Source organism: Ewingella americana ATCC 33852 (assembly GCF_000735345.1).
In the GTDB taxonomy this organism is placed as follows: Bacteria; Pseudomonadota; Gammaproteobacteria; order Enterobacterales; family Enterobacteriaceae; genus Ewingella; species Ewingella americana.
Window position 1 is genome coordinate 1 of the sequence record NZ_JMPJ01000074.1, and the last position, 22,406, is coordinate 22,406.

Consider the following 22,406-nt stretch of genomic DNA (forward strand, 5'->3'; position numbering starts at 1 on the left):
CCCTTTGATGATCCGCGAGTTATGCCGGGTGGGCCAGGCGTTGATTATGTGGATATGGACGGTGAAAAGCAGAACATTGCTCCTGGCTCTGCTGGCCCTCGATGGGGGTTAGAGTATATCGCGACAAAAGCCATAGGTGGTTTGACTGCAGAGCTTCTTACAAATTGGCAGGACATGCCCACCAGCGTGCCAGAAGTGAAGAATTATAAAGGCTGGAGCCGAATGCAGTGTGACCCGAGTAAGGGGCTGAAGTAACAGCCCCAAAAGGTGGGAAGATATAAGATGGAAAATGATAATCATTAAAGCGAGATTTTTTTTAAGCCACTCCAACTCAAGCCACGTGACACAGTACAAGTCCGCCACCCCATCCTCAGGAGATAATCAACTCCCCCAGCGATTACGCAGGTAATTTACTGCTTGCTGGGTTTGCGGCTGGTTGAGGTAATCCTCGCGGAACAGAATGGTGCCGGAGATTTGCGGTACCGCGTCGTTGAGGTCGAGCTGTTTTTTTAGCTCAGGCACGCCGCCGCTGACCATCCAGTCAGGCTCGTTTTTCGAGGGTTCGCCCACTTTGTACAGCGCAATACCTATGTAGAGGCGAGTATGGGTCGGCTTCACTACGTCGGCCCACCATTTTGCCAGCACGTCGTAGCGAGCCGCGTCACGGGCGAACGGCCAATAGAGCTGTGGCGCGATGTAATCCAGCAACCCTTCTTGCACCCAAAGGCGAGTGTCGGCGTAGGATTCATCATAGGCCGCCGCGCCGCGAGTGTTGGAACCTGCCGGATCGTGCGAGCGATTGCGCCAGACGCCCGCCGGGCTGATACCAAATTCTACGTTAGGTTTCAGTTGCTTAATGGTGCGTGACACCTGCTCCACCAGCAGTTGAGTATTGTGGCGACGCCAGTCGGCTTTCGAGCTGAACCCCTGTCCGTATCTCCTGAAGGTTTGGCTATCGTCGAGCGTCGAGCCCGGCGACTCGGTGTAGAAATAATCGTCAAACTGCACGCCGTCGACCGGATAGCGCGACACCACTTCCGCTACGATGCTGGTTATCCAGTCGCGCGCTTCGGGAATGCCGGGGTCGAGCACAAAACGGTCACCGGCGGTGCGGATCCAGTCGCGGTGCAGCACAAAGACGCTGGCCGGATGCATTGACAGGGTGCGGTTTAGCTCCGCCACGGTTCTCGGCTTGGTATTGACAGATACGCGATAAGGGTTGAACCAAGCGTGGACCTTCATGCCGCGCTTGTGGGCTTCATCCAGCATAAACTGAAGGGGGTCGTAGCCGGGATCTTGACCGATATTTCCCGTCATCACGTCTGACCAAGGCAGGATCTTTGAAGGCCAGAGCGCGGTGCCGTCAGGCTTCACTTGGAAAAATACCGTGTTGATGCCGAGACGTTTCAGCTTATCCAGTTTGTCAGTCAGCGCCTTCTGCTGCTGACTAATGCGAACCGCCGGATTGCTAACATTCACCGACGAGATCGGCGGCCAGTCGAGGCGAGACACCGTGGTCAGCCAGACGCCGCGCATCGGCTCTTGCGGGTGCGAGCTTTTATCCGGTAGTGGCTGCTTCGCCACTGGCGGTAGCGGGGTGACCAGAGATTTTGGCGGCGTGGAGGAACAACTGGCAAGCCACAGGGCACCGGCAAAAAGTGCACCTAAGCGCAAAACGCGAGTTAGCGCGGGAAAGCGACGATGACGGGCGATGATATTCTCCAGTGTTTTCTGGTGGTCACGTGGGGATCGCCATTCTCTTATGAATCAGGCCGCAGCGGCAAGTTTTGTGCAGCTTAGTGATGGGATTGTGCTTCTTGGTACTCGGCAAGAAATTCGTCGGAAGCGACATGATCACTCAGCAATCTCAAGGTTGCCGCTGATTCCGCCCCCAATACGGCTTCAACCCGATTGTTTGCCGTTGACCAATACTCCAGCGCTTTACTCAATTGTGAAACGCCCAGCGGAGTTAAAAATGCACATTTCACTCGTTTATCGTTTTCATGTGCTTTGAGTGCCACCAGACCATCGCGGATCAATGGGCGAAGAGCATGGGTTACCGCAGAGATCTGAATAGAAAGCTTGTCGGCCAGACTTTGTAACGATGGTGATTGGCCTTCATTGCTCGCAGTTAACCTTTCAATTTCGGATAGCAAGCTGACCTGAGTCGCCTTTAGCCCAAGGGGAGCCAGCGCGTCGTCATACAAGTTGCTCAATCTGCGTGCAGCACGTCTCAATGCTGTGTTGGTACACGCAAGCACCTCAAAGACATTCATCTCTTTGTTTTCATTGCTTTTCATGACATTTACCGTCTTGGTTCTACTCAGGCATTTACCGAATATTGCAAGGATGGGGGAGTCCCATCCTCTTGACAAGGACAATTTATCTCATTATAAACTTGAGCACTCAATTAAATTGATTGAGCACTCAACTTTATGCGGAAAAGAAAATTATGTCTCCATTAAAAAAAACGGCAGTGGTAACCGGAGCATCTTCAGGTTTAGGCGCGGTGTATGCAGACCGTCTTGCTGCTCGTGGTTATAACCTCATCTTAGTGGCTCGTCGTGCTGACCGACTGACCACGCTCGCCAGCAAAATATCTGCCGAGCATGGTGCCGAAGTTCAGGTTTTAGCGGCTGATCTTGAGAGCGAAGCCGACCTGCAAAATATCGAACAGATCCTGTCTACTGATAGTGAAATCAGCCTCTTGGTTAATAACGCGGGGCTGGCGAAGTTGCGCCCACTGGCATCCTCTCCACTGCAAGATTCTACTACCCAGATTGGGGTGAATATCACCGCCCTGACGCGTCTTACTCATGCCTTATTACCGGGGATGGTGGCGCGCAAAGAGGGCGCGATTATCAATATTGCTTCGGTGCTAGCCGTGCATTCACTGGCGACCAGTTCGGTTTACAGCGGCAGCAAAGCCTATGTGTTGGCTTTCAGCCGCGGCCTGCAAGCCGAGTTGGCTAATACCGGTGTGAAAGTACAGGTGGTGTTGCCGGCGTCCACCGCTACAGAGATTTGGAGTGAGGAGGTGTCTGGCGTACCGCTTTCGGCACTGCGCGAGGATACGGTCATGACGGCGGAAGATTGCGTGGATGCCGCGCTGACCGGCTTTGACATGGGCGAGTTGGTCACTTGGCCGTCCGTGGCCGACGCAGAATTGTGGAAAACCTTTGATGACGCACGCTTCACCCTGTTTGCCGCCACACAGGTAGGCACGCCAGCTCCGCGTTATCGCCAATCCTAATTCTGGTCGTCAATTTAGATAAAGATGCATAGCTGGAGGCAAGCTGCTTGCCTCCAATAATCCGCATCAGCTTGCTGCCAAATAGCACGTCAATACGTGTCATTAACGGACCAAAGTAGTCGATTAAAAGCGTTTCATTTTAAGGAAGTCACTATGTCTTCATCATTTGATGTTGCCGAGAGCGCGCCAACCTATTCTTGGCTGGGGGTGCTGACTATCGCGCTCGGCGCACTGTCTCTTGTTGTCACCGAGTTTTTACCCGTGGGCCTACTTCCCGGTATTAGCAGTGATCTAGGCATTGCGGAAGGTACTGCCGGCCTGATTGTCAGCGTCACTGCGATACTGGGGTTTATCGCCGCGCCTATTACCGCCGTTGCCATCGGCAAAATGGATAGAAAGCTTGTGCTGCTGGGCTTTACAGCCTTGCTGGTTATCTCCAGTCTGCTGTCATGGAAAGTCGAGAGCTTTACCATGCTGTTGATTGCTCGGGTGATTTTAGGGATTGCCATCGGTGGGTTCTGGGCCATATCTATTACCGCCGCCGCTAAACTTGTTCCCGCAGAAAAGGTGCATGCCGCATCCTCTTTAGTTTTTGCTGGCATTTCAATTGGATCTGTTGTGGCGGTTCCAGCCGGGTCTTACATCGGGGCTTATGCTAATTGGCGAGAGGGGTTTCTGGGAGCCAGCGCACTGGCGATTCTCTGTTTAATTTTACAGCTGATTTTCCTGCCAAAACTCAAAATGAAGCAGGGAGTGAGTGCTCGTGATTTCTTCAGTTTATTGAGGAATACCCGCGTGCTGGCTATTTTCCTGACCGTGATCCTATTTATTGGCGGGCAATATGCAGGTTATACCTTTGTGACGCCCTATTTAGAGCAAATTACCCATCTCAATACGGAAGTCATCAGTGTTTTACTGTTTGCCTACGGGGTGGCAACGGTGGTGGGCAATTTCTTCGGTGGGGCTTTAGCGGGCAAAAATCTACACCGTACCGTAGTCGCCACGGCGTGGCTATTTGTCTTGTCACTGGGCACGATAGCGACATTTGGCGGCAGCCCGATACTGGCAGGATTGGCGTTGATGGTATGGGCGATATCCTGGGGAATGGCGCCAGTAGGCACCCAACTGTGGCTATACAACGCAACGCTTGATGCCCCTGAAGCCGCACAGGCAATGAATACCAGCGTGTTCCAACTCTCTATCGGGCTTGGATCATTGGCGGGGAGCGTGGCCGTCAACAACTTCGGCTTGCACAGCTCAATGTGGCTAGGAACGCTGATTTTAATTCTGGCGCTGTTGGTCGTTTATATCGTCGGACGCATGAATCGATAAATATCATCAGTGAGTCATATTAATAGCCAAGGGGAATGATTTCCCCTTACTTCATTTCACAGTTTCGGCGCCAGACAGTGCTTAGCTCAAGTGAGAGTCAGAACTCAAGTGATGCTCGCTACGTAACAAGGCATAGGCATCCCCCCATTCTCCTTTAAAGAAAAAGTCGAGACGGCCACGAAAAGTCGTAGGTCGGTTCTACACTTCCGTTAGGTCGGGGAAAATTGCTGCCATTCCACCCACAAACCTGCTGGTGGACATTCCCCAATAATCACCCTATAAAGTTCAATGTGGTTCTTTTGTTAAATTTATGAAAAAATAAATCACTAATACGAAATGTCTCAAGGAGTGAAAATGCATCCACAATATAATTTGTACGTGATTATCGTGCCTATTTTAATCATCGCCCTGACGTGGTGGGATTGGCGTCGCAAGAAAAATGCCATTCTAAAAGACAGAGCAGATACCCATGGCCCTGATTTCCACGAGCCTTACGCTGAGTCGCAGGCCGAGGCAAAAGAGAGAGCACTTTCTGAAGTAAATCACAGAGAACAGTCTTTAGCTAAAACCCTAAAATATAGAATTGCTATTACCATTATCTTTATTTTGCCGATTTTGATGTACATAAGATTATATTTTTTACACAAGTAAGCTTATTGAGAATATTAAAGGGATGGATGCATAGCGGGGAAGAGGCTATGCATCCATCCTGATTAATTGATTAAGAATTTAAACTGGCATCGCGCAACCTGCTCCAGCCAGCGACTAAAACAATCAGCATAATAAAACCGGCCGAGGTGCCAAGCAGCAAACCTGCCCGCGCTCCATAATGGTCCACCACCGCACCCGCCAGACCCGCACCAACCGCCACGCCAACGCTAATTCCGGTCATCATCCAAGTCAGCCCTTCGGTAATTCTGCCCGGAGCAATAATTTTTGAGCCAATATTCAGCGCGACAATCATGGTTGGGGCGTAAGAGATGCCCGCCACAAATAGCGTCGCCACCAGCGCAAAGACAGTGTGAGAAAACACCGTAGGGACCATGGTCAGCGCGGTGAGCAGCGTGCCGATGAAAAACTGTTTTGGCATCGAGATAGAGAGCCGAAGGCCGCCAAACATCAGGCCAGACAAGATGGAACCCAGCGCATAGGCAGCGAGCATGATGCTGGCCGCCGTCGGCCAATGGTGTTCGTTGGCGAAGGCCACGGCTGACACGTCAATGGTGCCGCCCATCACCCCCATGGTCAGCAGCACCAGCACAATAGTGGCGAGGCCGGGCGTGCGCAATACCGAGCTGCCGTCGCTGCTGCCGCCAGCCACCACCTTGGGTTCGGTCTTTCTTTGCATCAGAAAAGCCGTCACGCCCAAGATTTGCAGCAGCACGGCAATTAATGGCCCAGCCTCGGCAAACAGCCCAGAGCTGAGGGCAATGGCTAAAGGTGCGCCGACAATAAAGGTGATCTCCGCCAGTACGGTGTCGAGAGAGAAGGCGGTGTGCAAGTGATGGCTATCGCGGAACATCGCCGCCCAGCGTGCCCTGATCATGGCTGACATGCTGGGCATGGTCCCGGCGAGGACCGCCAGAAGATATAACATCGGTGCCGGGGCGGCGAGATAAGCCGCGGCGACCAGCGATAGCAGCATCAGGGTGCTGAAAGCCGTGACCCAAGGCAGCACTCGGCGCTGCCCGTGGCTATCGACAAACTTCGCCACCCGGGGAGCAATCAGCGCGCTGGAAAGAGTGAAGGTCCCTGCCACCGTGCCCGCCAGCCCGTAGTGGTCCGTTTGCATGACCAGCATAGTAATAATGCCGATACCCATCATGGCGTATGTCAGGCGAGCGATGGTCCCAGAGACAACCAATCCCAAAACGCCGGGAACGGCAAAAATCTCACGATAATGCTGAGTCATTATATTCATCCCTTAATTATTTGAGAGGATCAGCGAGATGCTCCCATTATTTTTAGGCACCACTAGCCTGTGGTGTAATGTATTTCACGGCGTAAGGTTAAATAGTATTCAAGTATTTATTGGCGCTTTATTGAAGTCAATGCTTATTTCTTCGCCTGTTTTACATCGCATTATTTCCGCGTTTGAAAAAAGAAAATTAAAAGCATCGTTAATGAATAAAATGGAGTTGGTTTTATTCCGCTATGAAAAATCTTATTCATTTGGCCTTAAAACTTAGGATAAACCCCTGAGTTATGCTGTTGACCTGAATTGAAGACCGATCATTGATTAGCAGGATTGAGTGTCGCCATGGAATGAACTTAGTACTCAATTTACAAAGAAATTACTTGGAATATTAATTTTCTGGCTTTACAGTAACCTTCTACAACCTAGCTATATCCAGATTATCAGGAGATCCCATGTCACAGCCAAGCTCATCAAAACTGGTCCATATCAATCCTCAAGGTCTGCATGATCCTACGCCGAGCTGTTACACCCACGTGGTGACCGCGCCACTGGCGGGGCGGACAATTTTCGCCTCTGGCCAGTGTGGAGACATTCACCACAACGGCCAGCCCCTTGATTTTGCAGCACAATTAGACGGCGCGCTGGCTGGCATGAAAACGGTGATTCAGGCCGGTGGGGGAACCGTGCATGACATCGTGCGCATCAATCTCTATATCGTGAACCACACCGAGGCGCTGCTGCCGATTTGGTCTGCCGCCGCCAAGCGAATTTGGGGCGAGGGGCCTTATCCGGCCAGCACCTTGGTGCCCGTGCCTCGACTGGCGCTCGACGGACTGCTGGTAGAGATAGAAGCCACGGCGGTGGTGCTGGAGTAATAAAAAGCGGGCGGAATTGCGCGAAAAATTGCCCAATACCGTCCGAATTCCATGGCCTAAATCCTTGCGTATACGGCATTGCTGCCATTGATGCGCCGAGCCTAAGATGGCGACAACGGACCGGCAGACTGGTCTTCTCGCCACTGCAAACCCTGAATACGCTGCATATAGTTGCCACAGGGGGCGTAATTATCTTAGATATCGGAGTCAATAATGGCCTATCAAACGATTAACCCGACCACCAACGAACTGCTGAAAACCTACGCCAACCACACTGATGCTGACATCGAAGCGGCGCTAGATACGGCACATAAACTGTATAAATCCCAATGGTCGAAAGGCCCCATTCAACCTCGTTTACAGGTGCTGGAACGTCTGGCGGACCTGATTGATGCCCGTAAAGAAGAGCTGGCGCGCATCGCCACCGTCGAGATGGGAAAACTTATCTCTGATGCACGTGACGAAGTATGGATCATTGCCGAAATCGCTCGTTACTATGCGCGCAATGCCGAAAAATTCTTAGCCCCGTCGAAAATTGATTCTCAGCTGGGCGAGGCCTGGGTCGAGAACCATCCGATTGGCGTACTGCTGGCGGTCGAGCCTTGGAACTTCCCTTATTATCAGCTGATGCGCGTATTTGCTCCGGCGATTGCGGCGGGCAACCCGGTGGTCGCCAAACATGCCAGCATCGTGCCGCACTGTGCGAGCGTGTTTGAAGAACTGGTCAACGAAGCCGGAGCGCCAAAAGGGGCGTGGAAAAACCTGTTTATTACCTCAACGCAGGTCGCCAACATCATTGCTGATGAGCGGGTGCAGGGCGCGGCGATGACCGGCTCCGAAGGGGCGGGTAGCGCGATTGCCGCGCAGGCTGGCAAATATTTGAAGAAATCGACGCTGGAAATGGGCGGCAACGACGTCTTTGTGGTGCTCGACGACGCAGACTTGGAGAAAGCCGTGGAAATCGGCGTCTTCTCCCGTCTTCATATCTCCGGTCAGGAGTGTATTTGTGCCAAACGCTTTGTTTTGCATGAGAACATTGCCGACGAATTCCTCGCAAGATTCACCACGGCGATGGCCACCGTCACCATCGGCGATCCGCTGGATGAGAGCACCAAGCTTGGTCCATTGTCTTCGGCAGAGGCAGTAAAAGGCCTGTCCAAACAGGTTGAACGCGCCCTGCAAAACGGCGCAACGCTGCATTTAGGTGGCAAAGCCATCGCGGGCAAAGGCAACTTCTTCGAGCCAACTATCCTGACTGACGTGACGCGCGACAACCCGGCTTACTTCGAAGAGTTCTTCGGCCCGGTGGCGCAGATTTACGTGGTGAAAAGCGATGACGAGGCGGTCGAACTGGCGAATGACTCCCGCTACGGTCTGGCTGGCGCAGTATTCTCACAGAATATCGAACGCGCTAAATCATTGGCGTCCCGTATCGAAACTGGCGCAGTTTGGATCAACACCTTCGCCAGCACCGCGCCGGAACTGCCGTTTGGCGGCGTGAAACGTTCGGGGTATGGCCGCGAGCTGTCTGAACTCGGCATTAAAGAGTTTGTGAACCAAAAACTGGTGCTGGTTGCCAAGTCTTAAGAACACATTTGGCCCCGCCACGTTACGGCGGGGCCATGACCATTAAGGAGTTCACCATGCCATCCTACGTCTGTTCTGTGCCGAATGGGCTGTTAAGCGACGCCCAGAAGCAGGAGATAGCAACCTGCATTACCCATAGCCACTGTGAAGCCACCGGCGCGCCGCCTTTTTTTGTGCAGGTCATTATTGAAGAAGAGGGGACGCTGAAACGCTATATCGGAGCCCTCGCCACCACCGAATACATCTGGATACGCGCCGATTTACGCGCCGGGCGGTCCGAAGAGCAGCTAAAAGCGCTGATGCTGCGCATTGTTGGCGACGTAAGCCGTATTTCGGGTATTCCCGCCGAAAATGTCTGGATCAATATGTGCATGCTCAACCCAACTGACATGGTGGAGTACGGTCGCGTGCTGCCGGGGCCGGGCGAGGAGCAGCAGTGGTTTGAGACTCTGCCTCAGCCGCTGCGCGAGAGGCTGGCAACCTTGGGGATCGACCAGCATAAATTCCAGCTTTAATTCTCCATCGCAAATCCCCTTCAGGGCACATCCTGCCTTTGTCAGGCAGTGAAAGCAGGGGCTAGGATGAATGCTCCGGTACTGAACATTAAGGTGACAAATATGCAACCCACCGCAGTGATTGTTGGCGTAGGTTCTGAAGAGGGGCTGGGCGGGGCGCTGGCTCGCCGCTTTGCTAAAGGCGGTTTTCACGTGATCGTCGCAGGGCGAACCGTTGAAAAAATTGAGTCCGTGGCGAAGAGCCTTGGCGAGGGCAATGGCACGGCGGTACAGGTCGACGTGACGCAGCCAGAAGAGGTGCGGCGGCTGTTTCAGACGGCATCCGCGCCGGGCGCCGGGAGAGCACCGGCGAGCGCGGTGATTTTCAACGCGGGCAATAATCAGCATATCCCGTTCCGTGAATTGACCTCCGCTCAGGTTGAGGAGTTCTGGCGCGTCGGCTGCTTCGCAGGCTTCTTGGTGGCTCAAGAGGCGGTCAATCTGCTGCTGCCGCAGGGCAAGGGGAGCCTCATCTTTACCGGCGCATCCGCCAGCCTGCGCGGCCGTCCCGGCTATGCCCATTTCTCAGCCGCCAAGGCCGGGCTGCGTATGCTCAGCCAGAGTCTGGCCCGCGAGTTTGGGCCGCAGGGGCTGCACGTGGCTCATGTGTTGATAGACGGCGGCATCAATGGCAACCGGCTGAAGTCCGCGATGCCAGACGTCGTCGATAAGCGCGGTGTTAACGGGCTGCTGGACATTGATGCTATCGCCGAGACTTACTGGCACCTGCACCAGCAGCACCCTTCGGCGTGGACCCAGGAGATCGACCTGCGCCCCTTCAAAGAGTCATTTTAAGCCGATGAAACAGGCCACGGACGTGGCCTTAAAGCGCCTGAGGCGGGATGCCGACATAACGCGCTCGCGGGCGGATCAGCCGACTGGCGGCGACCTGCTCCAGCGCGTGGGCCAGCCAGCCGGAACAGCGGCTGACGGCAAACAGTATAAAGGGTGCTTCCTGTGGCAAGTTGTAGGTGTCCGCCAGCAGGGCGAGTGCGAAGTCGATGCTCGGGCGCTCGCCCGCTGCCTGTGCCACATACTCCATGAGTTCGCCGTAAGGCCCGCCGCTCGGCAACATTGCCATGATGGCATTGGCTCGCACGTCTCCGTCGGGGTAGAGCGGGTGCCCAAAGCCCGGCAGTGTCCGCCCCTGCGCCAACCACTCCCTGACGGCCTGCTGCGCGCCGACTCGCCGGGTCGAGTCAACCAGCACGTTGAGCGAGCGCGAAGCACCGCCGTGCAGAGGCCCGGTCAAGGATGCCAGCCCGGAGAGCACCCCGGCGGCCAGCGACGCGCCGGTTGAGATAGTCACCCGCACGGCGAACGCCGAGGCATTCAACTCATGTTCGGCCAGCAGCACCAGCGTCTGGCGCAACACCTTTTCCGCTTCGGGGCATTGCCACGCCTGAGCCAAACTCTCGCTGAGCGTGCTTTCACTACTGGTTATGTCGATGCCGAGCATGGCTTCGGTCAGCGTGGCGAGTACGCCTGCAGCCTCGGCACGCAGCACCGGCAGGGCGCGCCCCGTTGAAGGTAAATCTCTGCCGCTGCGCTCGGCCAGTGCTATCAGCCCAGCTGCCGAAGCCTGAGAAAAACCTTTGAAATGACGAGTGGGGCTGCCGCCAGCAACCAGCGCCTGCTGAAAGTCCGCCTGCGGATACTCCCACAGCAGCGCCGCGACTTGCTCCAACGACGCCGTGCGTGAAAGCGCCACCGCATCCTGCCCGCGATACCAAAGCCGCCCGTCAATCACCGTCGAAATCGCCGAAGGCAGCACCGGGTCACCCCATTCAATGGCCTGCGCGGCCACCACTTCCAGCGTGCGGCGGCCGTTAGTTCGCTTCGCCATGCGCATCACATCTTCGCGGTGATAAAGGCTGCGACGGCTGTCTTTGCTGTCCGGCTGCGCGCGGATTTTTCCCCGGCTGACATTGGCATAAAGCGTTTGCGGGCGGACATTTAAAATAGTCAGGGCTTCTGCAGCCGTTATCCACACCATGGCGATCCTCAGGTTGATGTTGATGATTAGAGTCAAGATTGACGTCAACATTAGCAAGATTATTCTGGGGTTAAAAGGCGGCCCAGTGCTCCCTTACACCCAGTGTAATCAGGCGGACATATGACGAATGCAACCATGACTTTTTTTGACCAAGCCCGACAGGCGCTGCATCTCCCTGAAGAAGCTTTAACCCAGTTCGATGTGCAAGGCACGGCGCAGTTGGCGTCTGAGTTCCCGGTGACTGATTTTGCCGTTGCGGCCATTGGCGCGGCGGGAATGGCGCTGAGCGAACTGATAAAAGTGCAGTTTGGGCAGCAGCCGCGGGTGGTGGTTGACCGCAAACTGGCTTCGCTGTGGTTTGGCTGGTCGATTCAGCCGATGGGCTGGCAGATGCCCGCCGCGTGGGACTCGATTGCCGGAGATTATAAAACCCAAGATGGCTGGATAAGGCTGCACACCAATGCGCCGCACCATAAGGCCGCCGCACTTCAGGTATTGCAGTGTGCTGATGACCGCGCGGCGGTGGCAGAAGAGGTTGCCAAGTGGTCCGGTGAAGCGCTGGAAACGGCGGTGGTGGGGAACAAAGGCTGCGCGGCGGTAATGCGCAGTTTGGCCGAGTGGCAGGCCCATCCGCAGGGCAGAGCCGTGGCTGCGGAACCGCTGATTGCCTGGTCTTCAGCCGAGGCGGCATTTCCTTCATCATCTTGGCGACCTGAAGAAAAACGGCCATTGGCCGGGCTAAAAGTGCTGGATTTGACCCGCGTGCTGGCTGGCCCAATAGCCACTCGATTCCTCGCCGGGTATGGGGCAGAAGTGCTGCGGCTGGACCCGCCAGAGTGGGATGAACCCTCGGTAGCCCCTGAGGTGACGCTAGGCAAACGCTGTGCACGACTGGATATTAAAACCCCCGCCGGACGCCAAATTTTCGAAGGATTGCTGGCGCAAGCCGACGTGTTGGTTCACGGCTATCGCCCCGACGCTCTTGCCCGGTTGGGCTATGGCGAAGCTGAAAGGCGCAGAATCAACCCCGGCCTGATTGATGTTTCTCTTAATGCCTATGGCTGGAGTGGCCCGTGGGCCGGGCGGCGCGGGTTTGATAGCCTGTTGCAGATGAGCTCCGGCATTGCCCACTGCGGCATGCAAGGGGCGCAATCGGACCGTCCTGTGCCGCTGCCGGTGCAAGCGCTGGATCACGCCACTGGCTATTTAATGGCGGCGGCGACTCTCCGCGCGCTGGTGCGGCGAGTGACAGAAAGGCAGGCATCCACCGCGCGGCTGTCACTGGCACGCGTGGCGCATTCGCTGATTGCGCTACCGCGAGGTCACGTCGAGGCAAAAGATCTAGAAATCGGCCCCGACGACCTATCTCCAACAGTAGAAAAAACGCCGTGGGGCGAGGCCAAACGCTGCAAATCTCCACTGACCGTCGGCGGCTTGCCTCTGGTTTGGGAAATCCCCGCCTCGCGACTTGGCTCGGCTGAGGCGAAATGGGGGGAGTGAATGTTATAATCACTGGCAGGAAAAAGTGCGTCATCCATAGAAGGTGTAAATGAATAAGCTGCAGGCAATGGAAGTGTTTGTTCAGGTGGTCGACACCGGCGGTTTTACCCGCGCGTCGGAAAATCTCAAGCTTCCAAAGGCGACGGTTTCTACTCTGATTCAGTCGCTAGAAGCCTCTCTGTCGGTGAAACTGCTGAACAGAACCACTCGCCACGTGAGCGTGACGGCTGACGGTGCGGCTTATTATGAGCGCTGTATCCGCATTTTATCTGAAGTGCGGGACGCTGAAGACTCGGTGGGGCGCAATCGCCTGAGTCCGGCGGGGCGCTTGCGGGTTGATGCGCCTACCGGCTTGGCCAGCACGGTGATTATCCCCGCGCTTCCTGAGTTTTTTGCCCGTTATCCCGATATTCAGCTGGAGCTGGGGTGCAGCGATCGTCAGGTTGATTTGGTTGAAGAAGGGGTAGATTGCGCGATACGCGGTGGTCGCCGATTGGCCGACTCACGGCTGGTTGCCCGGCGGGTCGGAACGATGAATTATGTCACCTGCGCCTCTCCGGCCTATTTGGAGCAATACGGGCGACCTATACACCCTAATGACTTGGTTAATCATCGCTGTGTTAACTATTTCTCAGCGCGCACCGGCAAGGTGTTTGACTGGTATTTCACCCAAAATGAGCAGCGGCTTCAGGTCACGCTGTCGAGCCATATGGCGGTGAGTGACAGCTATGCTTATACGGCTGCCGGGCTGAGCGGTCTGGGGATCATCCAAATGGCGGATTTTCTGATGGTGGAGATGATTGCCGAGGGGCGTTTAATATCGATTTTGGATGATTGGAGCAACGAGCCGCTGCCTATTCACGTGGTGTATCCGCAAAACCGCCATCTTTCGGCCAAAGTGCGGGTGTTTGTTGATTGGGCAACAGAGCTATTCTCGCGCCACCCGACGCTGTCTTGAACCGAGTTCGGCAGCTCGCAAGTCATCCATTCTGACCCTTGAGCTGCCGCCTGCTGGGTTATTTAACCAGCAGCCCCTCTGCTTCCAGAGCCGCCCGAACGCTTGGGCGTTTTTCCATATTGATCATAAACTTCTGAATCGATTTGTAGCCCGAAATGTCAATTCCCACGCGCGGCGGCCAGCACAGCACATTGTAGAGATAGGTATCGGCCACGGAGAACTGCTCACCTAACAGATAAGTGTTGTGAGCCAGATGCTCATCGATGTAACGCCATCTTTCGCCTAAGTTAATGTCGGCGAAGTTAGCTTTCGATTTAGCATCAATTAATGGCGAGAACATCACCGCCATACCCTTATGCAAATCGCTGGCAATGTAGTTCAGCCATTCCAGCACGGTGTAGCGCTCTCTGCTGCCAAATTCCGGCAGCAGCTTGCTCTGCGGGTGATTATCAGCAATCCACTGTAATATGATGGCAACTTCAGTGATCACGTCGCCATTTTCCAGTTTTAACGCCGGGACGAAGCCTTTAGGCGTGACGTGATAGTAATTGCCTTCAACCGTCTGCTTGGTGCTGAAATCGACTTTGATCAACTCGAAGGTTTGGCCAGCCTCACGCAACGCAATCTGTGGACCTAAACCGCAGGAACCCGGCGAAAAATATAATTTCATTACAACCTCTTTCTATTTAAACAACGTTTTAAAATCAGCGTCATCATGACGCTCACGCAAAAACTCACCCGGCGCGCCGGAAGTGCGGTTTACGATGCGGCCGCGAGTCACCGCCGGGCGCTGAGCAATGGCTTTGTACCAACGCAGCAAATGGGTGTATTGCTCGACCTCGAGGAACTCGTGGGTGCCATACACGCCATACAGGCTGCCCGGATACCAAGGCCAGACGGCCATATCCGCGATGGTGTATTGGTCGCCAGCGAGATATTCATGTGTCGCCAGATGTGTATCAAGCACGTGCAGCTGGCGTTTGGTTTCCATGGCGTAACGGTCAATGGCGTACTCAATTTTGATCGGAGCATAGGCGTAGAAGTGCCCCAAGCCGCCGCCGACAAAAGGCGCTGAGCCCATCTGCCACATCAGCCAATTAAAGGTTTCGGCCCGCGCCAGCGGCGTGGTCGGCAGGAAGGCCCCGAAACGTTCCGCAAGGTAGACCAGAATGGAGCCACTCTCGAATACGCGGGTTGGCGGATTGGTCGAGTGGTCAACCAGCGCAGGGATTTTGGAGTTAGGATTGATGTCCACGAAGCCGCTGCCGAATTGATCGCCTTTGAAGATATCGATCAGCCATGCGTCGTATTCAGCGTCTGAATAGCCCGCTTCAAGCAGCTCTTCAAGCATGATGGTTATCTTCTGGCCGTTTGGCGTGCCCTGAGAGTAGAGCTGCAATGGATGCTTGCCGACCGGCAGTTCCTGCTGGAATCTGGCACCGGATTCCGGGCGATTGATGGTGGCAAACTGGCCGCCGTGATCGGTTTTTGGGCGCCATACCTTGGCGGGTTCGTAGCCTTTTGGCTGGTTATCGCGCGTCGTCTCTTTCATGGAGTGTTCTATCCTGTTTCGATATTTAAATTCTATTTCCGGGCGGTTCACCGGGGCTGAAAAAATATTATCGAAACTATAATTCGGGATAAACCGCGATAACTCGAATTGACTGTTCGGATTACTGAACAATCAATTGATGGCGTAAATAAGTGGTGGTGGGTTTAAAAACAAAAAAAACACATCGGCTGAGAATAATAAAGATTCATCGCAGCACCCGTGTTTTAGCTTGTAAATATAGGGAAATATATTAGCGGAGGGAGAGGGGTTATTCTACCTGTGGCGTTTCCAGCCAGGCTTTGCTTGGCAGGTCGAAACGCATTCTTTTACGCACATCCAAACTATTTTCGGTAGTAGTAAGGCGTTCAAGCAGCCAAAATGCCACTTCCACCGCAGTACCCGGACCGCTGGACGTCGCGAAGTTGCCATCGACTACCACGGGGCGATCCACAAACTGAGCGCCGGTATCGACAAGTTGCTGCTTTCGCATGCCTCCAACTTTATGATAAACCGTGGCATTTTTGCCAACCAGCACGCCCGCCATGCCCAACGATATTGATGAGACACAGACGCTGGCAATAGGTTTACCAGCATCGGCGAAGTGTTTGATAGCGGACAGATAAGGCTCGCTAAGAGACTCTTCATAGAAACCCGCTGGCCCAAATCCGCCGGGCAGCGCCAGCGCATCGTAGTCATTGAGGTCCAGATCGCTGAGTAAATTATCAATACTCAGTTTTAAACCAAAAGTAGTGACAATATTTGGCCTCAGTCCGGCATGAATAAGTTTTACCGGCTCATTGCCGATTAATTCGGCCCAGCCCATAATATCAGTAAAAGCCGCGACTTCCATTGGCTCTACGCCATTGGCCAGAATCATTAAAATACGTTTCATCAGGAACTCCTGAATTTAGAATAAATAAATCGGCAGGGGTTCAGGTGATTGTTTATATCATGGAATAACAATAGGGGATATTTCACCCACTATTGCGTTTATATTGGGTCACGGTTGTGGAGTATGATATTCGGCAGTCTGGCAAGCATTCTTTTGAAAATAGCCAAATCAGCCACGCCACGAGACACAACCAGCGCGCCTTGCAACTCAATTAACACTTGCTCCGCGCGAACCTCAGCTGCGTCAGCCGTGGCACCCGACTGTTTCGCGACGTTGGTCAGACTGGCTAATAATTGACGAAACGTTGTCGCGATGGCATCCCCGCATGAGTTGGTTTGGCCTCGTGGCGGTGAAAGCATGTTCAACAAACAAGATTCCGCGCCGTGCAGGTAAATCTGGCTCATGGCAGAGGCAAAAAAGTCCATTTTTTGCGCTGGTGGCAGATTGCCGTCAAGCACGGGGAACACCTCGGCATCCAGATAGCGCCGGGTATGCTTCAGTACTTCTTCAGCAATCTGTTCCTTTCCATCAGGGAAGCGATGATAGAGACTGGACTTGGTGAGTCCGGCCGCGTCTGAAAGCATGGCCATCGAAGCACCTTCAAAGCCTACATCTTTGAATTTCTTGCTAAGACGCTCAATCAGCACATCGTCTTCAACTTTACGTAATTTAGCCATTTGTCGTCGAAAACCCTTAGTAAAACCGAATTTTTCATTTTGGCATCCTATTCCTGAGCATTGCTAGGTTTTGCCCAAAGAAACAACCACTCACCCTGTCCCGCGATATCGCACTCACCTGAATCACATTTATACCGAACGTTCGGTACAAATGAATTATTGTTCACGACAAAACTTGCCGTCAAGCATAAATTTTGTCAGTGAACCTAGGGGGCTCTCGCAAGCAGCAAGCAAGTTAGTGGCTGGGATCTTCAGCTTTTACGAGAGAAATGGGCCAATGACTCGCGCAGGCGTGGCCCGGAAAAATCTAAAAATCGGCGCATTTTCAGCGGCATATGGCTATGCGCTGCGTGCAACAGATGGATGGGAAAGGGCGGTAGCTCGTACTCTTCAAGCACCAGAGATAGTTTCCCCGACTGAAGGGCATCGTAAGCCTGATAGTGCAGCAGTCGAGCAATGCCAACGCCGTCAACCGCCGCATCCCTCAGTGCGCCCGCGGAAGTTTGGAGCCGAAGGGCAACGGCCAGTTCAATCGGGGAGCCTTTGTCAGGATCGACGAAGCGCCAGCCAGAGGTCAAATGGGTGCCGTAGGTGGAGATGCAGGGCATTTTAGTCAGATCCTGTGGCCTTCGCGGCGCGCCGTGAGCCTGCAAAAATTCAGGGCTGGCGCATATCACGCCGCGCACTGAGCCGACGCGGGTGGCTATCATGCCGCTGTCAGGCAGATGTCCGATGCGCACAACCATATCGATTTGTTCGTCGAGTAAGTCGAGATTGCGGTCGCTCAACACCAGCTTGATATTGATTTCTGGATAGTTTTTTAGGAACTCGGTGATAACCGGCAGCACGTAAAGTCGCCCAAAAAGCTCGGGGGCGGATAACACCAAGTCTCCGCGCGGTTCGACAAACTCACCTGCGGCGATGCGCTCGGCGTCGGCAATCTGTTCCAGAATCACTTTCGCGGCGGCCACGTAGGCGGCACCGGCATCCGTCAGGCTTATTTTTCGCGTGGTGCGGGTTAAAAGCTGAGTCCCAATGTAGCGTTCAAGGTCGGCCACGTTGCGACTTATCGTCTGCACGGGGATCCGTAGCGTGCGTCCGGCCGCCGAAAAGCTCCCGGTTTCAACGGTAGTTAATAGCATGGTCATAGCTTCAATACGGTCCATTTCCCCAGCCTTATAATCAAAATTAGCCCTAGAGCCGTTAATTCAATGATTTATAAACCAGCAAATACCTCCCAGCAACTTATCTTCCCATTTTTATTGGAGGTGATTCGCAATTTCACCGGATTATCAAGGTTATCGTGAATATGCATACTGGCTCTACCAAGGGGCTGGGAGAGTGTTGAGTTATCTCTCTAGGCTTTCATTAATCATTTTATGAGCAGGTAGAAGCTATGAAATTCAATAGGTTGTTTATGGCGATGTGCACCGTGGCGCTGGTGAATTACGGGGTAGGGATGATGAGCGCTAACGCGGCTACCGAGAAAACCATCAGCGCAAAGGTGGAATCGGCGGATCAGGTGCACTATCGCTACGCGAAAGTGCAAGAGGTCAATGTGTTTTATCGCGAGGCGGGTGACCCAGCGAACCCGAGTATTATTTTACTGCACGGCTTCCCATCCTCCTCTTTCATGTATCGCAATCTTATCCCGATGCTGGCAAAACGTTACCACGTGATAGCACCTGACCTGCCGGGCTTTGGCTTAACAGAGAGCCCGCCGCGCGGCCAGTACGCTTACACCTTTGAGAATATCTCTAATACCATCGATCAGTTTACCCAGACGCTGGGCTTAAAAACCTATGCGCTGGAGGTTTTCGACTACGGAGCGCCGGTGGGTTGGCGTTTGGCGGTCAAACACCCGGAACGCATTACGGCGATCGTTTCCCAAAATGGTAACGCGTATGTTGAAGGCTTGAGTCAGGGCTGGGCCCCGGTGCAGAAGTATTGGGAAAATCCTTCCGAGGCCAACCGTAATGCGCTTCGAGCCACCTTGCAGGGCGGCGCAATCAAGGAGCAATACGTGCATGGCACACCGGATCCGAGTCTGATAGCGCCTGAGACTTACATGATGGATATCGCTCACGTCTCTGACCCTGCTAACGCAGAGATTCAGCTCGACCTGTTCTGCGATTACAAAACCAATGTCGATATGTACCCGCAGCTTCAGCAATATTTCCGTGATAAGCAGCCACCATTGCTGGCGGTGTGGGGTAAAAACGACCCAATTTTCATCCCGGCGGGAGCAGAGGCCTTCAAGCGTGATTTAAAGCATGCCGATGTACGCCTGTTCGACACCGGCCACTTCGCGCTTGAGACCCATGTGGATGAAATCGGCAAGGATATTCTTGAGTTCCTCGACCGCAATGTGAAACGCAACTAATCATTATTGTGTCTGACCAAGGCCGCTATATTCCGCTCTGAAAGTGCGGAGTAGCGGCCTTTTTTGTCAGGCTAATAATTCTGTGCAAATTAGGACAAGAAATAATCGTATTAACGGGAGCGGGGGGCAACCGGCTGTCCAGATAAGTGAGCGGTGCGGTTTTGCAGGACATACGCCATCATGTTCTGCACAATGATCAGGCAAAAGCACCAAGAGACGATGCGTTACTTTCCATGGGGATGATGATGAAAAATAACTCTAAAATGAGCTGTCTTATAGTGCTAACCTCCGTGTTTTTGCTCGCTGGATGTCCGGGTTCAGGTGACAGATTGAAAGCAGACGAAACAACTACGGTAAGCAAGGTCGGAGAAAATATATGTTTCCAAGTTCCAGATGCAAGGAATTACCGGCCATCTTTGATAGCAATAAACCCTAGAGGGACGCCTGCACAAAAGTTATCCGCAACTGATTCACCTGATTTAGCGATAAACAATGGGGAGTTATGTATTCCACCCAGCTTTTATCACTTCCCGGAAAATGGACAGTACGTTGTGCAGTATATACTCGAAGCTCCGAATGAACGGCAGTCGCCGAGAAGTGTGGTTGCAGGCATCAAGTTTTCCGATGGTCGGGTTGAAAACATAACTCTTACTGATAGCGAAACAACTCGCTAATTGAATCGCCAACTCAAAATGTGACCTCTAAGCATCCCTATAACGAATCGTTGGCTAGACCAACGATTCGACCAATCCCCCCCTTTCTTGACGCCATTCCGAGACGCGTCGCATGGTGGCTAAGACATTCACTGATTCATAATTGAGCAAATTCTTTGATTTGAGCAATCTATGCGTTCGACTTACACCAGACATATCACCCAGCCAGCGAAACCTACTGCATTGAAGCAAGACAAGCTGCGCAAACTTTCAAACCAGTTCAATCATGCTATGTCTCAGCGTGATTTTTCACTGGCGCGTTTAAGCTGTGAAGAAGTTCTTAAAATGATGCCCAACAATATGGCGGTGCTGAGTGATTATGGACTTAGCCTAATGCGTGAGGGTAACTACCAAAAATCTTACAAAGTTTATAAGCGGATCTATAACTCATCCAATCAAGACCAAGCGGCGGAAAGTTGGCTTGATGGGTTAGCAGAAGTCTGTGGCTGGCTTAACAAGCCTTCTGAATTGCAGCGATATGGTCATGAGTCTCTTCGCTTAGCTGACGATCATTTCAAGTCTGTACCGGCCCAATGGTTACCGCTTACTCCTATCAAGCCTCTAAACACTGAGTTACCTTTTAAGAACATTATTGCTTTTAGCCTTTATGGGGCAGACCCACGCTATTGCGAGACATTGATTAAGAATGTTGAGACCGCAAAAGAACTCTATCCGTCTTGGGTATGTCGTATCTATCTGGACGACACCGTGCCTCAGCATATTTGGTCACGCCTACAACAGGTTAACGCGCAGCTTGTTGATATGACCTCTGAAAAAGAGATACCCCCAACGCTTTGGCGGTTCTTGGTTATGGATGATCTCTCTGTCGAGCGTTTCATGGTACGAGATGCGGATTCATTAATTGCTGAGCGTGAGCAGGCTGCTGTTGAAGCCTGGTTAAAATCTCCTTACTACTTCCATCATATGCGGGATTACTTTACTCATACTGAACTGCTGCTAGCGGGAATGTGGGGTGGGGTAAATGGACTGCTGTCAAATATTGAACAAAAAATTCGAAGCTTTGTTGTGCAATATAAAGGACGGGAGCGTTTTACAGACCAATACTTTTTGAAGGCAGTACTTTGGTCAACAATACGTCAAAGCATTCTTAACCATGATGAACTGTTTGATTTCCATCAGGCACAGCCTTGGCCTACGCATCCTCCCATTCGCTGGAAAACGAAAGAGTTCCATGTTGGAAGTAATGCGGGGTATCAATATGTCGTCGGTCGCTCATCTTTGATTGAGAAGAGTATGCAGCCCATTAATCTCGTGATAAACGGAAAACCTTATACCTACTATAGTGTAGTGCGGGACGGCCAGTGGAGACTTACTTTGCCATTTTTCTTAGTAGATGATTTCCAAGCCGGTTTGATTGAGATTAATCCTGTATAAGAATCTTCATTAAATGAAAAAGAAAAAATTGCAGTTATCTGTGGTTTTTTCTTTAAAAGATGAGCTGCTTGCGAACTATAATTCTGGCGAGTTGATTATTGATTTATGTTAATAAAATCTAGGTGCGTATAATATTGATTATGTTAAATAGGCTGTGCGCAGTCATAACTTCACGGTCCTCATAACCCTTCAATCTTCTGATAGCTCCCTCTTGTCGAACAATTGCCTCTCTTTACGCAGATCAGCTAAAGTAGCCACTCCACTCGTGCGATGATTCTGCCTTAAGGATCCCCAAATGGCCCGATTTCATCAACTTACCGCCACAACTTTGAGGGGCGAGCTTATCTCTATGGCCGACTACGCGGGTAAGGTGGTTCTGGTGGTGAATACCGCCAGCCATTGCGGTTTTACGCCACAGTACCGTGGTCTTGAAACTCTCTACAAGAAATATGCCGCCCAAGGTTTGATGGTGCTGGGGTTTCCCTGCAATCAGTTCGGTAAACAGGAGCCCGGCGGCGCAGACGAAATAACTCAGACTTGCCAGATTAACTATGGAGTGACCTTCCCTATATTCGAGAAAGTCGAGGTTAACGGAAGCGCAGCGCATCCGGTATTTCGTTATCTGAAAAAAGAATTGCCCGGCGTGTTGGGTGGAAGAATCAAGTGGAACTTTACTAAGTTCTTGATAGGGCGCGACGGTAAACCGCTGAAGCGTTTTGCACCGACCACCACCCCTGAGAAAATGGAAGCCGCAATCCTTGCTGCGCTTGCAAACTAGGTTGACTGCTTCAATGCTTTAGCAATATTCCAAACATCCATGT

23 protein-coding genes and 1 pseudogene are annotated in these 22,406 nt (G+C 52.8%); 15 read left to right on the top strand and 9 right to left on the bottom strand.

Annotation, left to right across the window (positions count from 1 at the left end):
- Positions 1–255, top strand: a pseudogene (locus GEAM_RS23380) (T6SS immunity protein Tli3 family protein); the annotation flags it as partial.
- Positions 256–381: 126 nt separating this feature from the next.
- Here the strand turns inward: GEAM_RS23380 and GEAM_RS20755 are convergent.
- Together GEAM_RS20755 and GEAM_RS20760 are read right to left on the bottom strand one after the other, a co-directional pair.
- The gene (locus tag GEAM_RS20755; protein ID WP_419471245.1) at positions 382–1,716 is read right to left on the bottom strand and encodes a glycoside hydrolase family 10-like protein; all 1,335 of its coding nucleotides are present in this window, start codon (positions 1,714–1,716) and stop codon (positions 382–384) included.
- A gap of 80 nt (positions 1,717–1,796) precedes the next feature.
- Complete coding sequence (locus tag GEAM_RS20760) at positions 1,797–2,300, bottom strand: MarR family winged helix-turn-helix transcriptional regulator (protein ID WP_034795587.1); 504 nt, start codon at positions 2,298–2,300, stop codon at positions 1,797–1,799.
- Positions 2,301–2,452: 152 nt separating this feature from the next.
- Here GEAM_RS20760 and GEAM_RS20765 point away from each other — a divergent pair, with 152 nt between their 5' ends.
- From GEAM_RS20765 to GEAM_RS20775, 3 genes are all read left to right on the top strand, one after another.
- A complete protein-coding gene (locus GEAM_RS20765; RefSeq protein WP_034795589.1) occupies positions 2,453–3,253 on the top strand; it encodes an SDR family NAD(P)-dependent oxidoreductase in 801 nt (266 codons plus the stop codon).
- Positions 3,254–3,406: 153 nt separating this feature from the next.
- Positions 3,407–4,585, top strand: a complete 1,179-nt coding sequence (locus GEAM_RS20770) for an MFS transporter (RefSeq protein ID WP_034795591.1) — start codon at positions 3,407–3,409, stop codon at positions 4,583–4,585.
- Between the two features lie 354 nt (positions 4,586–4,939).
- On the top strand, positions 4,940–5,236 hold the full coding sequence (locus GEAM_RS20775) for a hypothetical protein (protein WP_034795593.1): 297 nt from the start codon (positions 4,940–4,942) through the stop codon (positions 5,234–5,236).
- Positions 5,237–5,306: 70 nt separating this feature from the next.
- Here GEAM_RS20775 and GEAM_RS20780 read toward each other — a convergent pair whose 3' ends face one another.
- Complete coding sequence (locus GEAM_RS20780; RefSeq protein ID WP_034795596.1) at positions 5,307–6,497, bottom strand: MFS transporter; 1,191 nt, start codon at positions 6,495–6,497, stop codon at positions 5,307–5,309.
- Positions 6,498–6,534: 37 nt separating this feature from the next.
- On the opposite strand from GEAM_RS20780, the gene GEAM_RS23195 reads away from it, so the two are divergent.
- From GEAM_RS23195 to GEAM_RS20800, 5 genes are all read left to right on the top strand, one after another.
- Positions 6,535–6,774: a hypothetical protein gene (locus GEAM_RS23195; RefSeq protein ID WP_128124676.1), complete on the top strand. Its 240-nt coding sequence runs from the start codon at positions 6,535–6,537 to the stop codon at positions 6,772–6,774.
- Positions 6,775–6,955: 181 nt separating this feature from the next.
- On the top strand, positions 6,956–7,378 hold the full coding sequence (locus tag GEAM_RS20785; protein WP_034795598.1) for a RidA family protein: 423 nt from the start codon (positions 6,956–6,958) through the stop codon (positions 7,376–7,378).
- A 213-nt stretch (positions 7,379–7,591) separates the two neighbouring features.
- Positions 7,592–8,965 carry an NAD-dependent succinate-semialdehyde dehydrogenase gene (locus GEAM_RS20790; RefSeq protein WP_034795599.1) on the top strand — a complete coding sequence of 458 codons (1,374 nt, stop codon included), beginning with the start codon at positions 7,592–7,594 and terminating at the stop codon, positions 8,963–8,965.
- 56 nt (positions 8,966–9,021) lie between these two features.
- Positions 9,022–9,480, top strand: a complete 459-nt coding sequence (locus GEAM_RS20795) for a tautomerase family protein (RefSeq protein ID WP_034795693.1) — start codon at positions 9,022–9,024, stop codon at positions 9,478–9,480.
- Positions 9,481–9,582: 102 nt separating this feature from the next.
- Complete coding sequence (locus GEAM_RS20800; RefSeq protein WP_034795694.1) at positions 9,583–10,314, top strand: SDR family NAD(P)-dependent oxidoreductase; 732 nt, start codon at positions 9,583–9,585, stop codon at positions 10,312–10,314.
- A 28-nt stretch (positions 10,315–10,342) separates the two neighbouring features.
- Here the strand turns inward: GEAM_RS20800 and GEAM_RS20805 are convergent, their stop codons facing one another.
- On the bottom strand, positions 10,343–11,566 hold the full coding sequence (locus GEAM_RS20805; protein ID WP_210435894.1) for a citrate synthase family protein: 1,224 nt from the start codon (positions 11,564–11,566) through the stop codon (positions 10,343–10,345).
- A gap of 69 nt (positions 11,567–11,635) precedes the next feature.
- Here GEAM_RS20805 and GEAM_RS20810 point away from each other — a divergent pair, with 69 nt between their 5' ends.
- A complete protein-coding gene (locus GEAM_RS20810; protein WP_051899592.1) occupies positions 11,636–13,015 on the top strand; it encodes a CoA transferase in 1,380 nt (459 codons plus the stop codon).
- 49 nt (positions 13,016–13,064) lie between these two features.
- A complete protein-coding gene (locus GEAM_RS20815) occupies positions 13,065–13,973 on the top strand; it encodes a LysR family transcriptional regulator (protein WP_034795603.1) in 909 nt (302 codons plus the stop codon).
- A gap of 58 nt (positions 13,974–14,031) precedes the next feature.
- Here the strand turns inward: GEAM_RS20815 and gstA are convergent, their stop codons facing one another.
- The 5 genes from gstA to GEAM_RS20840 all read right to left on the bottom strand — a co-directional run bounded on the left by gstA (position 14,032) and on the right by GEAM_RS20840 (position 18,260).
- Positions 14,032–14,643 (bottom strand): glutathione transferase GstA, encoded by a 612-nt coding sequence (gene gstA / locus GEAM_RS20820; protein WP_034795604.1) that lies wholly within the window; start codon positions 14,641–14,643, stop codon positions 14,032–14,034.
- Between the two features lie 12 nt (positions 14,644–14,655).
- Positions 14,656–15,525 carry a glutathione-dependent disulfide-bond oxidoreductase gene (yghU, locus tag GEAM_RS20825; RefSeq protein ID WP_034795606.1) on the bottom strand — a complete coding sequence of 290 codons (870 nt, stop codon included), beginning with the start codon at positions 15,523–15,525 and terminating at the stop codon, positions 14,656–14,658.
- Positions 15,526–15,793: 268 nt separating this feature from the next.
- Complete coding sequence (locus GEAM_RS20830) at positions 15,794–16,417, bottom strand: DJ-1/PfpI family protein (protein ID WP_034795608.1); 624 nt, start codon at positions 16,415–16,417, stop codon at positions 15,794–15,796.
- Positions 16,418–16,515: 98 nt separating this feature from the next.
- Positions 16,516–17,094 carry a TetR/AcrR family transcriptional regulator gene (locus GEAM_RS20835; RefSeq protein WP_034795610.1) on the bottom strand — a complete coding sequence of 193 codons (579 nt, stop codon included), beginning with the start codon at positions 17,092–17,094 and terminating at the stop codon, positions 16,516–16,518.
- Between the two features lie 251 nt (positions 17,095–17,345).
- Positions 17,346–18,260 (bottom strand): LysR family transcriptional regulator, encoded by a 915-nt coding sequence (locus tag GEAM_RS20840; protein WP_034795612.1) that lies wholly within the window; start codon positions 18,258–18,260, stop codon positions 17,346–17,348.
- A gap of 293 nt (positions 18,261–18,553) precedes the next feature.
- Between GEAM_RS20840 and GEAM_RS20845 the strand changes: the two genes are divergently transcribed.
- From GEAM_RS20845 to GEAM_RS20855, 4 genes are all read left to right on the top strand, one after another.
- Positions 18,554–19,477, top strand: coding sequence for an alpha/beta fold hydrolase (locus GEAM_RS20845; RefSeq protein ID WP_210435895.1), 924 nt, complete (start codon positions 18,554–18,556; stop codon positions 19,475–19,477).
- A 161-nt stretch (positions 19,478–19,638) separates the two neighbouring features.
- A complete protein-coding gene (locus tag GEAM_RS22905; protein WP_244956657.1) occupies positions 19,639–20,151 on the top strand; it encodes a putative T6SS immunity periplasmic lipoprotein in 513 nt (170 codons plus the stop codon).
- A gap of 171 nt (positions 20,152–20,322) precedes the next feature.
- Complete coding sequence (locus tag GEAM_RS20850; protein WP_051899593.1) at positions 20,323–21,585, top strand: tetratricopeptide repeat protein; 1,263 nt, start codon at positions 20,323–20,325, stop codon at positions 21,583–21,585.
- A gap of 295 nt (positions 21,586–21,880) precedes the next feature.
- Positions 21,881–22,363: a glutathione peroxidase gene (locus GEAM_RS20855; protein WP_034795615.1), complete on the top strand. Its 483-nt coding sequence runs from the start codon at positions 21,881–21,883 to the stop codon at positions 22,361–22,363.
- The last annotated feature ends 43 nt before the right edge of the window (positions 22,364–22,406 follow it).

Coding starts and splice junctions, on each gene's coding strand:
- GEAM_RS20760 (WP_034795587.1), bottom strand. CDS start 2,300: ATGAAAAGCAATGAAAACAAAGAGATGAATGTCTTTGAGGTGCTTGCG.
- GEAM_RS20765 (WP_034795589.1), top strand. CDS start 2,453: ATGTCTCCATTAAAAAAAACGGCAGTGGTAACCGGAGCATCTTCAGGT.
- GEAM_RS20770 (WP_034795591.1), top strand. CDS start 3,407: ATGTCTTCATCATTTGATGTTGCCGAGAGCGCGCCAACCTATTCTTGG.
- GEAM_RS20775 (WP_034795593.1), top strand. CDS start 4,940: ATGCATCCACAATATAATTTGTACGTGATTATCGTGCCTATTTTAATC.
- GEAM_RS20780 (WP_034795596.1), bottom strand. CDS start 6,497: ATGACTCAGCATTATCGTGAGATTTTTGCCGTTCCCGGCGTTTTGGGA.
- GEAM_RS23195 (WP_128124676.1), top strand. CDS start 6,535: ATGCTCCCATTATTTTTAGGCACCACTAGCCTGTGGTGTAATGTATTT.
- GEAM_RS20785 (WP_034795598.1), top strand. CDS start 6,956: ATGTCACAGCCAAGCTCATCAAAACTGGTCCATATCAATCCTCAAGGT.
- GEAM_RS20790 (WP_034795599.1), top strand. CDS start 7,592: ATGGCCTATCAAACGATTAACCCGACCACCAACGAACTGCTGAAAACC.
- GEAM_RS20795 (WP_034795693.1), top strand. CDS start 9,022: ATGCCATCCTACGTCTGTTCTGTGCCGAATGGGCTGTTAAGCGACGCC.
- GEAM_RS20800 (WP_034795694.1), top strand. CDS start 9,583: ATGCAACCCACCGCAGTGATTGTTGGCGTAGGTTCTGAAGAGGGGCTG.
- GEAM_RS20805 (WP_210435894.1), bottom strand. CDS start 11,566: ATGTTGACGTCAATCTTGACTCTAATCATCAACATCAACCTGAGGATC.
- GEAM_RS20810 (WP_051899592.1), top strand. CDS start 11,636: ATGACGAATGCAACCATGACTTTTTTTGACCAAGCCCGACAGGCGCTG.
- GEAM_RS20815 (WP_034795603.1), top strand. CDS start 13,065: ATGAATAAGCTGCAGGCAATGGAAGTGTTTGTTCAGGTGGTCGACACC.
- gstA (WP_034795604.1), bottom strand. CDS start 14,643: ATGAAATTATATTTTTCGCCGGGTTCCTGCGGTTTAGGTCCACAGATT.
- yghU (WP_034795606.1), bottom strand. CDS start 15,525: ATGAAAGAGACGACGCGCGATAACCAGCCAAAAGGCTACGAACCCGCC.
- GEAM_RS20830 (WP_034795608.1), bottom strand. CDS start 16,417: ATGAAACGTATTTTAATGATTCTGGCCAATGGCGTAGAGCCAATGGAA.
- GEAM_RS20835 (WP_034795610.1), bottom strand. CDS start 17,094: ATGGCTAAATTACGTAAAGTTGAAGACGATGTGCTGATTGAGCGTCTT.
- GEAM_RS20840 (WP_034795612.1), bottom strand. CDS start 18,260: ATGGACCGTATTGAAGCTATGACCATGCTATTAACTACCGTTGAAACC.
- GEAM_RS20845 (WP_210435895.1), top strand. CDS start 18,554: ATGATGAGCGCTAACGCGGCTACCGAGAAAACCATCAGCGCAAAGGTG.
- GEAM_RS20850 (WP_051899593.1), top strand. CDS start 20,323: ATGCGTTCGACTTACACCAGACATATCACCCAGCCAGCGAAACCTACT.
- GEAM_RS20855 (WP_034795615.1), top strand. CDS start 21,881: ATGGCCCGATTTCATCAACTTACCGCCACAACTTTGAGGGGCGAGCTT.